The sequence below is a fragment of the Virgibacillus indicus genome, assembly GCF_002266285.1.
Taxonomy (GTDB): domain Bacteria; phylum Bacillota; class Bacilli; order Bacillales; family Amphibacillaceae; genus Virgibacillus_K; species Virgibacillus_K indicus.
Genome location: NZ_NPMS01000010.1, coordinates 63,914 through 78,113 on the forward strand (window position 1 = coordinate 63,914; position 14,200 = coordinate 78,113).

Annotated in this window: 8 protein-coding genes; 1 reads left to right on the forward strand and 7 read right to left on the reverse strand. The window is 39.6% G+C overall.

The genetic code is table 11. The features are described 5' to 3' along the window. Positions 1-122: 122 nt before the first annotated feature. From CIL03_RS16685 to glgB, 5 genes are all read right to left on the reverse strand, one after another. Positions 123-2,552, reverse strand: a complete 2,430-nt coding sequence (locus tag CIL03_RS16685; protein ID WP_094887026.1) for a glycogen/starch/alpha-glucan phosphorylase — start codon at positions 2,550-2,552, stop codon at positions 123-125. 17 nt (positions 2,553-2,569) lie between these two features. Next, positions 2,570-4,000, reverse strand: a complete 1,431-nt coding sequence (locus tag CIL03_RS16690; RefSeq protein ID WP_094887027.1) for a glycogen synthase — start codon at positions 3,998-4,000, stop codon at positions 2,570-2,572. Positions 4,001-4,076: 76 nt separating this feature from the next. Next, positions 4,077-5,189, reverse strand: coding sequence for a glucose-1-phosphate adenylyltransferase subunit GlgD (gene glgD, locus CIL03_RS16695; protein ID WP_094887028.1), 1,113 nt, complete (start codon positions 5,187-5,189; stop codon positions 4,077-4,079). Then, positions 5,186-6,343, reverse strand: a complete 1,158-nt coding sequence (locus tag CIL03_RS16700; protein ID WP_276282964.1) for a glucose-1-phosphate adenylyltransferase — start codon at positions 6,341-6,343, stop codon at positions 5,186-5,188. The genes glgD and CIL03_RS16700 overlap by 4 nt, the downstream gene beginning before the upstream one ends. Further along, positions 6,340-8,244, reverse strand: coding sequence for a 1,4-alpha-glucan branching protein GlgB (gene glgB / locus CIL03_RS16705; RefSeq protein ID WP_094887029.1), 1,905 nt, complete (start codon positions 8,242-8,244; stop codon positions 6,340-6,342). Before glgB ends, CIL03_RS16700 begins: the two co-directional genes overlap by 4 nt. A gap of 323 nt (positions 8,245-8,567) precedes the next feature. Between glgB and pulA the strand changes: the two genes are divergently transcribed. Beyond that, complete coding sequence (pulA, locus tag CIL03_RS16710) at positions 8,568-10,673, forward strand: type I pullulanase (RefSeq protein ID WP_094887030.1); 2,106 nt, start codon at positions 8,568-8,570, stop codon at positions 10,671-10,673. 53 nt (positions 10,674-10,726) lie between these two features. On the opposite strand, the gene cydC is transcribed toward pulA, so the two are convergent. Beyond that, a complete protein-coding gene (gene cydC, locus CIL03_RS16715; RefSeq protein ID WP_094887031.1) occupies positions 10,727-12,445 on the reverse strand; it encodes a thiol reductant ABC exporter subunit CydC in 1,719 nt (572 codons plus the stop codon). Next, entirely contained in the window at positions 12,442-14,175 is a 1,734-nt protein-coding gene (gene cydD / locus CIL03_RS16720) for a thiol reductant ABC exporter subunit CydD (protein ID WP_094887032.1), read from the reverse strand. The genes cydC and cydD overlap by 4 nt, the downstream gene beginning before the upstream one ends. Positions 14,176-14,200 lie beyond the last annotated feature (25 nt).

Here is a 14,200-nt window from a genome sequence, read left to right on the forward strand (position 1 = left end):
ACTTTTGGCTTGGTTCGCACGACTTTAAGTCTGAGTTGCGCGATCTTTAGTGTCCACCGCGCGAGTTTCGTCCATCGTCCCCACCTTGACTGGGACGATGGACCTGTCCCCACGTGCCTCCCTCACACCTGCTTCAGCTTCCAGATATCAGAAACATATTCCTGAATCGTCTGATCACTGGAGAATTTCCCTGAATATGCAATATTAGTCACACTCATGGTAAGCCATGTTTTCCTGTCACGGTAAGCTCGCTCAGCAAGCTCATGGGTTTCAATATATGGTTCAAAATCCTTTAATACAAAATAAGGGTCGTTATGGTACAGAATATTATAGTAGATATCTTTAAATTCAATTTCATTCGAGCCAAATTCGCCCTGATTTAATTGGTCCAGTATCCGCTTAACGCGATCATCTGTGTTATATATATCCATTGCATGATAGCCTCCATGCTGATAATAATGCATTACTTCATCTGCCGTTAAACCGAAAATGAACATATTTTCATTTCCAACTAAATCATTAATTTCAATGTTAGCTCCATCAAGCGTGCCAAGTGTCAGGGCACCGTTCATCATCAATTTCATATTGCCAGTACCTGATGCTTCTTTACTTGCCGTTGAAATCTGCTCACTGATATCTGCTGCCGGTATGATCTTTTCAGCAAGGCTGACATTATAGTTTTCTAAAAAAATCACTTTCAGCTTATCCTGAATATCTGGATCATAGTTAACGATGGAAGCTACTGTATTAATAAGCTTTATTGTTTCTTTTGCTAAATGATAGCTCGGTGCAGCCTTTGCCCCAAAGATAAATGTACGAGGAGTCATATCCTGATTCGGATTCTCTTTTAATTCATTATATAAATAAATAACATGGAAAATATTGAGCAGCTGCCGCTTGTATTCATGCAGTCTTTTAATCTGCACATCGAAAATGGACTGATCATCGACTAATATTCCTGTGCGTTCACGAATAAATTTGGCAAGTGCTTTTTTGTTTTCATGCTTGACCTTATCAAACTTTTCCAAGAGTGATGGGTCCTTTGAATATTTTAATAAACTAATCAGTTGCTTTGGCCGCTTGATCCACTGCGGACCAATCACATCTGTTATCAGTCCTGATAAATTGGGATTTACTTGCAGAAGCCAGCGGCGGTGTGTGATTCCATTTGTCTTATTATTAAACCGCTCCGGGAAAATCCAAAAGAAATCTTTCATTTCCTGTTTCTTTAATATTTCCGTATGAATACGCGCCACACCATTTACACTAAAGCTTCCGACAATTGCCAAACGCGCCATATGCACCCGTTCGTCAGCTACAATTGCCATGTTGGGGATTTTCTCCCTAATTTCTTTGTGATCATACCATATCCCTTTGCAAAACCTTTCATTTATTTCATCAATGATCATATAAATACGAGGAAGCAGTGTTCTCAGCATATCCACTGGCCATGTTTCCAGGGCCTCACTCAATGTTGTATGATTTGTATATGCGAACACCTTTGTTGTAACTTGCCAGGCAGCATCCCAGCCAAAATGCTCTTCATCCATCAAAATACGCATCATTTCAGGGATTGCGAGACTGGGGTGTGTATCATTTATTTGAATGACAACCTTCTCCGTCAGTCTCCTCAATGAAAGCTGATGGTTTTTCTTAAAATCACTGATTATATTTTGTATGCTTGATGATACTAGAAAATATTGCTGTTTTAAACGTAATTCCTTTCCTTCATGACTGGAATCATCCGGATATAAAAACCCGGTAATTTGTTCAATGGAATGCTGGTGATCCAAATTATGATAAAAGTCTGAATCCCCTCCATTTAAATCATCATGATCTCGGCAGAATGCTTCTGCACTCCAAAGCCGAAGCGTATTGACAACACCATTTTGATAACCAACTACGGGAATATCATAAGGAATTGCCATGACTTTGTCGGTGTTTTCATATTTAAATTCAAGTGATCCATCATTCTTCTTGAACATATGTACATCCCCATGAAAATGAATACAAATCGCTTCATCATCTTTTCGGTTTTCCCATGGATAATCATCTTTCAGCCAATAGTCGGGAAGTTCCACCTGATTTCCATGAATGATTCGCTGTTCAAATAAACCATAACGGTATCTGATTCCAAAACCATGACCAGGATATTGAAGAGAAGCCAGGGAATCTAAAAAGCATGCTGCCAGCCGTCCTAAGCCGCCATTTCCTAATCCTGCGTCATGCTCTTGGGCGAAAATTTGTTCCGGTTCAAATCCGAGCTGTTCCAGCGCCTGTTTGGAAGCATCCAGCATCCCACATTTTAAAAGGTTACTTTCAATCAGGCTGCCAATTAAAAACTCCATTGACAGATAATAAACTTGTTTAGAATTCTTTTCTTTATATCTTCTTTCGGTTTCAAGCCACTGTGGCATAATTTCATCATTGACAATCGAAGCAAGAACATAATAAATGTCCTTATTTGATGCATCATTCACATCCAACCCTTTTTCAGTCTTTAATTTAGTTGTGATTTTCTCCTTCAGCAATGTTGCAGTTACGTGAGACAAGGGCAATCCCCCTATTCTTAAATTAATATTGGCTCCGGTTTTAACTGATCGTAAATTCCTGCATATTTATGTGCTGAATCTATCCAGCTGAACCGGCTTTTATTAACATTCTTGAGCAGCTGCTGCCACTCAAGCGGACTATTATAAATGGTTAGAGCATACTGTAAGACTGACAAAAGATCATGCGCATTATAATTTACAAAGCTAAATCCATTACCTTCTCCAGATAATTCGTTATAAGGGGATACAGTATCTTTCAGCCCTCCTGTCTCCCTTACTATCGGAACTGTTTTATATTGCAATGCGATAAGCTGGGCCAAACCACATGGCTCAAATTTAGATGGCATGATCAGGAAATCTGCACTTGCATACATTTGTCTGGCTAAACCTTCATCAAAGGTTAAAATTGTCGCTGCTTTTTCCGGATAGCGATTTGAAACCTCTCTGAAATAAGATTCAAATTCCTCATCACCAGTACCTAAAATGGCAAATTGCACATCTTCCTGTATGAATTCATCTAAAATATGCTGAACGAGATGCAACCCCTTTTGTTCTACCAGCCTTGTAATGATAATAAATAATGGCTTTTCGCTGTCCTTTGGCAGTCCAAGCTTCTCCTGGAGCACAATTTTATTTTCCTTCTTTTTAATTCTTGAAGAACGGTAATTCACTGAAATAAATGGATCCGTTAATGGATTGTATTCTTTTAAATCAATACCATTCAGCACCCCGGCTAAATCATCCGTTCTTTCCAAAAGAATCGGATGAAGTCCTTCACTATAGTATGGGTCTTTTATTTCTTCTGCATAACCGGGACTGACAGTTGTAATTTTATCTGCATGAAACAGAGCGCCCTTCAGACAGTTCAACATACCGTTCCATTCCATGCCCGCTATATGCTCCCTGGATAATTGAAAAAAATCATCGAATATAGCTAGTGGCATAATGCCCTGATACTTAATGTTGTGAATGGTAAATACTGTTTTCATATCTTCGACAGGCTGCATAATTTTAGCAAGAGCTACAGCCATTCCTGCCTGCCAATCATGTGCATGAAGAATATCCGGTTTAAATTCAATATGAGCCAGTGCTTCAATAACGGCCTGGCTGAAAAACACAAACCGTTCCCCATCATCGTAATATCCGTACACTCCTTTACGGGTAAAGTAATAATCATTGGAGATAAAATAATAGATTATATTGTTATAATTTAGTGTGTATATACTTGCTTCCTGATTTCTCCAGCCAAGCTCAACAGTACAAGCGGTATAGTATTCCATTTGATCCCGCCATTTTTCATCTATTTCATCATATAATGGAAGAATCACACGGGCCTCAACATGTTCATTCTGTTTTAAGGCTTGAGGAAGCGAACCGACTACATCTGCTAATCCTCCTGTTTTAATAAAAGGTGTGCATTCCGATGCAACAAATAATATTTTATTCATTTAAGATATCTCCTTCCCAGAGGATGTATGTTCACCAAATGATAGATTGAAATCTTTTGATCACATCTCTATTCGATTAAGTTGTTACAACTTGTCTTTTAGCAACTGCATATGGTTTATTTTTTGATCCAATCAGCTTTTGACCTGCTGTCACATGGACATCTTTATCCAGTATCACATTCTCCAGATATACTCCTTCTTCAATAACGCAGTTCTGCATAATAATCGAATCTTTAATCACAGCGCCACTCTCTACCGTCACTCCCCGGAATACCACACTGCTGTTCACCTCGCCATCAACCACACAGCCATCTGCAATAATCGAACGTTTCACCATTGCTTTTTCACGGTATGTTACTGGTGGATGATTGGATACCTTCGTCCGGATAAATGGCTGCTTGTAAAATAAATCCAGGTAATTTTCTTCCTTCAGCAGATTCATATTATGACGATAGAAACTTTCTATTGAATTAATAAATGCACTATAGCCTTCATTTTGGTATGTTTGGATTTTTAATTTTGACTGATTTTCCTGAATTGCAGCAGTAAAGAAATCCCCCTGATGATGGGCAATACATTCATCTACTAAATCCATTAACAAATCTTTATTTATAATATAAACCCCCGTAAACACTTGCGGGTTCTTCTTATCATTTGTAATATCCCGAACCCATCCATCTTCGTCTGCATCAATGCGGCAGTAAGGTTCATGCTCCTTTTTTAATGATTCGACCTGTGTTGAAACAAGCGTAATATCAGCGTTGCGCTCCAGATGCAGTTTAAAGGCAGCTTTATAATTCGAATTTGTTATAAATTGACTGCCGCTGATCAGTACATAAGAGGACTTGCCGCGTTCGAAATAATCCCGATTATTATGGAAAAACTGCAGGTCTCCTTTTGAAATATCAGATGGATCATTCCAGTCAGGCGGAAGGATAAACAAACCGCCATTTCGCCGATCCAATTCCCAGTGCTCGCCTGTACCAAGGTGATCCATTAGGGAACGGTATTTATTGCGGGTGAAAATGGCTACTTCTTTTATATTGGAATTAGTCATATTGGACAGTGGAAAGTCGATCATCCGATAGCGTCCTGCAAAAGGGATAGAGGCACCATTACGGAAATAAGTTAATTCATGGAAATAATGATGTTCATGCTCAAGATTTATAAGACCCATCATTGTGTTCATACAACTTCCCCTCCCACCAATGGGAACATCTCTGTAATTAACTGTTGATCAACTACCAGTGGTTCCTCTTCTTTTCCAATTCGAATATTTGTTCCTTCTGGTATAACGATGTTTTCCATTACAATGACCCGCTCCAATATACAGTTTTTGCTGACTTTAACTCCTGGATGAAGGATAGATTTCTGAATAAGGCTGTTAGAATCTACTTCTACATCTTTAAACAGCACGGAGCTAATAACGGTACCATTAACCCAGCATCCAGACTTGACAAGTGAATGCTTCACCACCGCATTCGTTCCAAAATATTGTGGCGGAAAGTTTGAATCATTCGTAGACACCCTCCACTTTTTATTATTCAGTGACAGGCTCCAATCTTCATCAAGCAAATCCATATTTGCCTCCCAGTAGCTCTGAACAGTGCCGACATCCTTCCAATAGCCTTCAAAACGATATGCATACATCCTGCAGTTATCAGAAAGCATTGCAGGAATGATATCTTTGCCAAAGTCATGGCTTGATGAGCCTTGTTTCGCATCCTCCATTAAGTAACTTCTCAATTTTTTCCATGTAAACATATAAATCCCCATGGATGCCAGGTTGCTTTGTGGATGCTCCGGTTTTTCATCAAATTCATAAATTCTTGATTGATCTGTTGTATTAAGAATGCCGAAACGCGATGCCTCTTCCCATGGTACTGGAACTACGGAAATGGTAGCATCGGCTTTCGATTGTTTATGGTGATCCAATAACTTTTGATAATCCATCTGATAAATATGATCACCTGATATAACGAGTACATATTCCGGATCATATTGATCAATAAAGTGAATATTTTTATGAATGGCATCCGCTGTTCCGGAATACCAGTCGCCACCATGTTTCGCTGTATAAGGAGGCAGAATCGTCACACCGCCATTTTGCCGATCCATATCCCAGGGCTTGCCATTGCCTATGTGTTTATTGAGCTCCAGCGGTGAGTATTGAGTTAAGACACCTAATGTATCAATTCCTGAATTGGCACAATTACTTAATGTGAAATCTATAATCCGATATTTCCCGCCAAAGGGCACTGCTGGTTTTGCTATATTATTCGTTAAAGCACCTAATCGTTTTCCTTCTCCGCCGGCTAACAACATACCTATACACTCTTTCACTGGACATCCTCCTTGGTATTTTTAAAAATTGCTATTGCTAATGGCGGTACTTTAATTTTTATATGCTGTGGCAGTCCATGCCATTTTTGAGGAAAACTAAAATGCCCGGCTTTATTTTCTTGACCAGAACCGCCAAATTCCTCTTTATCCGAATTAAGAATTTCTTCATACGTTCCCGAGACTGGAACTCCTACCTTATAGTCATAATAAACATTGGGTGTAAAATTACAGACAACGATCAGCTCCTCATTCTGCTCTTTGTTTTTTCTGCGAAAGGCGATGATACTCTGATCAATATTATGTGGGTCAATCCATTCAAATCCCTTCGGATCATGATCCATTTCATAAAGCTCAGGGTAATCCAGATAAAAATGGTTTAATGCTTTCACATAATGATGCATTGCATGATGCAATGGATAATTTAATAAATGCCAGTCTACTTCCTCTTTATCCTTCCATTCTGCGTATTGCCCCAGCTCTCCGCCCATAAATAACAGTTTTTTGCCAGGGTGTGCCATCATATAGCCATATAGAAGCCGTAAATTTGCAAACTGCTGCCACCTGTCACCAGGCATTTTATCAAGCAATGATTTCTTGCCATGGACTACTTCGTCATGCGAGAGTGGAAGAAGGAAGTTTTCAGAATGTGTATACATAAATGAAAAGGTAAGCAGATTATGGTGCCATTTGCGATGAACAGAATCCCTGCCCATATAGTCAAGCATGTCGTTCATCCAGCCCATATTCCATTTAAAGTTGAATCCGAGACCGCCCGCATAAGTCGGGGCAGTGACTAATGGCAAATCTGAACTGTCCTCAGCCATCATAAGTGTATTTGGTTCATATAAAAAAACAGCTTCATTTAATTTTTGGATAAAGGCAAATGCCTCCAGGTTCTCTTCTCCGCCATAGGAATTATAGATTTTCTCTTGCCTATCTGATTTATCGAAATTAAGATAGAGCATACTTGCTACTGCATCAACTCTTAGACCATCGATATGGTATTCTTCAAGCCAGAAGAGTGCGTTTGAAATTAAAAAACTTTGCACTTCAGGACGTCCGAAGTCAAAGGTTAATGTTCCCCATGATACCTTTTCAGCCTTATTGGAGTCGGAATATTCATATACAGCTCCACCATCAAATGTACGAAGTGCAAAATCATCCTTACAAAAGTGACCTGGCACCCAGTCCATGATGACACCAATATTATGCTGATGGCATTGGTCCACAAAGTATTTAAAATCATCACGCCCGCCATAACGTGATGTTACTGAGTAATAGCCGGTTATTTGATAACCCCAGGATAGGTCCAATGGATGCTCAGCCAGAGGCAGCAGTTCAATATGTGTATAGCCCATTGATTTGACGTATGGTATCAATTCCTCAGCAAGTTCCAGATACGTATAAAAATCACCTGTCTCCTTTATTTTCCAGGATCCTAAATGAACCTCATAGATTGAAATAGGTGAAATGTACGGATTAAATGCTTCCTTTTCTAATTGCCAATCCTTATCATTCCATTCATATACAGAAATACCGGGAACGATTGACGCAGTTGCAGGTCGAAGCTCCGACTGTACTGCGTATGGATCTGATTTCATCAGTATCTGGCCAGTTGAGGATACAATTTTATACTTGTAAGGGATGCTTTCGAAAATGTCTGTAAAAAAACCAGCCCATAACCCCTCTTTTGTAATTCTTTCTAATGGATGGCTATCTCCTTTCCATTCATTAAACTCACCGGCTAGGCTTATATTTTTGGCATTTGGTGCCCATACTGCAAATCTGTAACCCTCGGTACCTTTCCATTCAATGAAATGGCAGCCCAATAAATTATGACTGTGGAAATTTGTACCCTGGTGAAATAAGAATATGTCCTGTTCTGAAATGTTGTAATGCAATATGCTGACCCCTTTCGTGAACGGCAGAAGAAGGATATATATGAATTCCTCACCTTATGAATATGGATAATTATAGGTCCTAATTTTTGGTATTTCAAGATGTTTTCAGAAGATTCGTTCGACAGGTTTTTCCAAAAATAAAGGGAAAAGGATGCTTCCTGTCGAAGTGTATCTAATTACCTTAAGTTATAGTAAAAAAGACTATATTCGGTTTACAATTTGTTCAAAAATTTGTTAGAAATTATTCTGGAATCAAATAAGTTTCCTTGAATGAGGGTTCATACATATACTGAAATATAGAGTAGGAAAAAGGAGCTGCTTTTATGGAAAATCATGTGGCCTGGATTGATGATGTCCATGTAGTGACCGTTTCTGGGAATAATATTGAATTATTACTGCAAGATGATAAGAAACCCGCTATACATTGGGAAACTAAAGGAACTACTTTCCAGGTAAAACTGGATGAGAAGATAGATGCTGTTACTGCAAAGTTAGCTCTGTACGAAGAGCTTCCGATGGGAGAATCCCTTATGCTTTTATGGGGAGGAAAGAAGATCCCTGTCTTTCCCAGAGCAATTGTAAGAACAGATTGGTTTGATAGACACTACTCTGCCAAAGAATCTGTTTTAGGAGCTGACTGTGATCAATCTGGAACTACTTTTTCCATATGGGCTCCAACAGCCACTTCTGTTAAATTATCTTTAAACAATCTATTGCTTTCATTAAACCGGCAGGAAAAAGGGGTATGGGAGATTAGGGTAAATGGTGAATGGCACGGTACTTCATATAACTATCAGATAGAAGTGAACGGCAACACAACCATTGTAAATGACCCGTATGCAAAAGGTATGCTCGCAAACAGTGAAAAAGGAGTAGTAATTGACTTTGCCCGGACAGAGCAATCGGAAATCACAAGACCGCAGCTGGGAAATTTGCAGGATGCAATAATTTATGAAATGCATGTGAGAGATGCAACGATACACGGAGAAAGTGGAGTGATTCACAAGGGGAAATATTCAGGCTTAGCGGAAATGAATACTGTTACTGAAAATGGCTATTCCACAGCCCTTTCCTATATAAAAGAATTAGGCTGCACGCATGTACAGATCTTGCCAATTAATGACTTTGCCCGTGTAAATGAGCTTCATCCTGAAGAAGATTATAATTGGGGATATGATCCATTATATTTTCAGGTTCCAGAAGGCAGTTATTCAAATTCACCTGGAAATCCGCTTGCACGAATCAATGAATGCAAAAACATGATTCATACATTCCATCGAGAAGGGATTTCTGTCATTCTTGACGTTGTTTTTAATCATGTTTTTATTATGGAGGAATCACCTTTTGAAAAAGCCGTTCCAGGATACTATTTCCGCTATAACAATGATGGAAGCCTTAGTAATGGAACAGGGGTTGGAAATGATATTGCAACAGAGAAAATCATGGCACGAAAGTTTATTTTGGATACCATTGATTTTTGGTTAAAGGAATATAATGTAGATGGATTTCGTTTTGATTTAATGGGTTCTATGGATATTGACACGATGAACTGCATTCATGAACGATGTCAGCAAGAAGAAGTCCCTGTCTTGTTATTAGGGGAAGGATGGAATCTGCCAACAGCACTCGCTCCCGATCAGAAAGCTGCCTCTTTCAACTCGCAACGATTGCCGGGAATCCGATTTTTCAATGATTATTTTCGTGATTCACTGAAAGGCAACCTGTTTGATGTGAATGATACTGGATTTGTAAATGGGTATGGAAGGTTTATCGAAAGAATGCCTAATCTCATTTCCGGTTCAACACTTGATGCATTTGGAGATCCCTTCGTCTCTGAAGTAAACCAGACCGTTAACTATGTTGAATGTCATGATAACCATACATTGTGGGACCGACTGCTTCTCACAAATAGTAAGGATAACGAATCAGACCGAAAAAAGATTCACCAGCTTGCAACAGGCATAACGTTGTTAAGCCAGGGCGTTCCCTTCATTCATGCGGGACAGGAGTGGTTCAGGTGCAAGCAAGGTGATGAGAACAGTTATAACTCTGGGGACCGAATCAATCAATTGGACTGGAATAAAAGAGAAACAGAAGATGAAAATATAGAATTTATTAAAAGGCTCATTACATTGAGAAAAAAACATAATGTCTTCAGGCTCGCCTCAAAGCAGGAAATCAAAAGAAGGTTTCATGTTTTAGACACACCTAACCCCACTTTTGGATTCACCTTATTAGGAGATAGCGAAGATTTTTCCATCTATGTAAACCCGACAAAAAAACAGCATCAGCTCCAATTATCATCCACAGGCAGCTGGCAGGTTGCTGTAACGAATGATAGTAAAAGAAAACAGCAGCAACAAGAAGTGAATGGTGAATTTACTGTACTTGAGCCATATGAGTTAATTGTATTAATGAAAGCACGTTGAATAATTAAGAAGGCCATCCAATTGGAATGACCTTCTTAATGCTATTTCTAATATTAAAACAAATCCTTCTCAATTTCTTTCATTTCATAAAAATATCCTTTTTGCTGCATCAGTTCTGTAAATGTACCAGACTCAATAACCCTTCCTTGATCCATTACAATAATCTGATCCATCTTTTCAATCCCAGTCAACCTGTGACTGACAAGCACTAAGGTGTCGTCCTTTGCTTGCTCGAAAAGATGTTTGTATATCGATTGTTCTGTCAATGCATCAATGGAGGATGTAGGCTCATCAAGGAACCAGCAGCTCCCTCCCTTCAGCATTGCCCGTGCTATCGCCAATCGCTGTTTTTCACCACCGGACAGGTTTTCGCCTTTTTCGAAAACCGGATCTTCCAGGGAAAAATGATCGAGCTGTACGTTCAGCAGTGCTGCTTCCATTTCATCAGCCGTTAATTCATCCCCGGCTAACCGTAGATTATCCCGGATCGTACCATAGAAAAAATGGTTTTCCTGCAAGACAACATTGGACACATTCCAAAGATTCTCCTGACAGATTTCAGCACTCGATAAATTTCCCACCCAAATATCCCCCTCGTCAGCGGGATGCATTTTCAGAAGAAGCTGAAGTAATGTTGATTTGCCAGAACCACTCGGACCGACAATAGCCGTTTTTGAACCTGCTGGCAATTGTATTGTAATATCCTCCAAAGCTTTTCTCCATTCATTTGGAAATGTAAAACTGACACTTTCCATTTCAATGGATAAAGCCTTATTCTTCGGGAGCTCCTTCCAGTTCCCCGGTTCTGCTTCAGTCGTTTCGTCCTCATGCACAACAGAAAACAGCCGATTCGCTGCACGTTTAGTATCATTTAGATAGATTGGAAAAACTGCCATTGAAGATGCATCCTCAAAAACAGTAATGGCAATCATTACAAGCATGGCAAGAAAAATCCCATCCAATCGGCCAGTTGCTACATAGTAGGCTCCTAGACCCAAAACGGCCCATGTAATAAAAAGTGAGAGAAACGTATTTACGGATTTACTGAAGGCAGTATTGATTTCCTCCGTCTCCTGCTCATTAATATAGCTTTTAGAGGACACAATTAATTCCTGCTCTTTATCCGCAAGCTTCTGATATATTTTCAAATCACGAAAACCATACAAAAGCTCTGCAGCCTCTGTTGACAGCTTCCCTCTTTCCTCCCTTACCCGACTGTTGATTTTCCGTTGTTTTACCGTAAACAGTGCAGGTACAATAAACGTTGTCAATACAAGCCCAATAAGCAAGAGGATGGCTGTATAAATTGAAAAGTATAGTGTGAATAAAATAGTGCTTAAACAGACCATAATTAAAACAATCGGTGGATAAAATACCCTTAAAAAGAAGTTCTGCAGGCTTTCAACATCCCCAACAATACGGGATAGCAGGTCGCCACTCCGGTACTTTTGAAATATACCAGGTGTAAGAGGTTCCAGCTTTTCAAAAAAGGATACCCTTAAATTACTTAAAATAGTAAACGTAGCACGATGCGAAAAATACCTCTCCGCATAACGGGCTAATGCTCGTGTAAAACCAAGCAGCTTCACTGTTGAGGTCAGTATGATTAATGCATATAAAGGGGGAGCCAGCGCTGCTTTGGAGATAAGATAACCGCTCGCAGCAAACAGTCCTACAGCAGCTATTCCCGCAATAAAGCCAGCGATAATCGAATAGAAGATATCTCTTTTCTCTGCCAGCATTAATTTAGTGACAATTGCAAGATCCTTCATCGGGCAATCCCTCCCTGCTGAATGGTAACCATTTCGCGATATTTTGCAACTTCGCTGATAAGTTGTTCATGCGTACCAGATCCAAGCACCTTTCCATTTTCCAGGAAAAGAATCTGATCTGCATTTTTAATCGTATGAAGCCGGTGTGCAACTGTTATTACAGTAGCGTGCTGTGACAGCTTTTTAATGGATGCCTGTAAAATGCGCTCCGTATGGAGGTCAAGCCCAGTAGTTGGTTCATCAAAAAGAATTACAGATGGTTTTTTCAGAAAAGCTCTTGCAATTGCGAGCCGCTGCTTCTCTCCTCCTGACAGTCCTCTCCCCGCTTCTCCCACTGGTGTTTCATATCCACTTTCAAATGACTCAATTAAATCCATAATCCCTGCTTCCTCAGCAGCCTGTTCTATATCCTCTTGAGAAACCTCAGAATTCGCACCAATCGCAATATTTTCTGCAATCGTACCAGAAAAAATATATGGATGCTGCGAAATATAGCTTAGCTCATTAAACCATTGCTCCTCCCTGTAACTTGTCAGGGAATTGCCATTAACAATCATTTTTCCAGAGGATGGAGCAATAAGCCCTGCGATGATATGCAGAAACGTCGTTTTTCCCGATCCACTCGGACCAACAATTGCTGTTTGGCTGAATGGTGGAATCTCAGAATAAATATTTTCCAATGCAAACTGGTTCTCACCATAACTAAAGTTTAAACCATCTAAGGAAATCTTCGGTGGTGTCTCCTCTTTTTCCAGCGTTAAACCTCCCCAGGCCACAGCTTGCTCCGGTTCCTGCAATTCTGCTGTTATCTTTTCCACTGCCCCCATGCTGCTGCGGCCATTGTGAAAGGCATTACCCAGTTCTTTCAGCGATGTATAAAATTCAGGAGCAAGGATTAATACGAAAAAAGCTGTAAAGAAAGTAATTCCATCAAACAAAATAAGCTGGAGTGCCACCTCCAATGCAATGATTCCGATACTCAGCATCGAAATCAGTTCAAGCATGAATGAATTGGTGAAGGCAACTTTTAATATTTCCATTGTCGCTTCTCTAAAGCTAAGACTGCTTTCCTTAATTACATCCTTTTGCTGCTTTGCCCTTCCAAATAATTTAAGTGTGACAAGTCCCTGCAATATATCGAGAAATCTACCTGAAAACTCTCCAAGCTTTTCCAGCTGCTCTTCTGATTTCTTTTTTGTCTGCATTCCTATAATAATCATAAATATTGGAATAAATGGTGTGGTAATCAGCATGATAAAGCCGGTATTTGCATGTTGTGTAAAAATAATGATAAGTATCAGCAGCGGGATAACAGATGATTGAATGACCTGCGGAAGGTATTGACTGAAATAGCTGTCCACTTCGTCAACAGCATCCATCATCACACTTACCTTTTTGCCTGACTGCCCTTGCAGTGATGACTGAATAGGGTTTCGGGTATATTTATTTAAAAGTGCTTTACGAAAATCACTTTTTACTTTGGCACCCATCTGGATGCCTTTGCGTCCGTTTAAATAACTGAATAATACCCTGGCAAAAAGAACGAACAATAATCCTCCCAATAATGGGAGGATTTCAGGAAAGGTCTGTTCTTTCAGGAAAACACCGTCAATGATTGCAACAAGCAGATATGCCTGTCCAATAATCATTAAACCTGTGATTATTGACAAGATAAAGAGACTTATGAAGATTTTTTTCTCTGCAGAAACAGCAGCTCTTAGATTATTCATGTCCATGTCTCCTTAGGTGAAGCTA

Bases quoted from the DNA above. Each gene is read 5' to 3' on its own strand.
- CIL03_RS16690 (WP_094887027.1), bottom strand. From the start codon at position 4,000: ATGAATAAAATATTATTTGTTGCATCGGAATGCACACCTTTTATTAAA.
- glgD (WP_094887028.1), bottom strand. From the start codon at position 5,189: ATGAACACAATGATGGGTCTTATAAATCTTGAGCATGAACATCATTAT.
- pulA (WP_094887030.1), top strand. From the start codon at position 8,568: ATGGAAAATCATGTGGCCTGGATTGATGATGTCCATGTAGTGACCGTT.
- cydC (WP_094887031.1), bottom strand. From the start codon at position 12,445: ATGAAGGATCTTGCAATTGTCACTAAATTAATGCTGGCAGAGAAAAGA.
- cydD (WP_094887032.1), bottom strand. From the start codon at position 14,175: ATGAATAATCTAAGAGCTGCTGTTTCTGCAGAGAAAAAAATCTTCATA.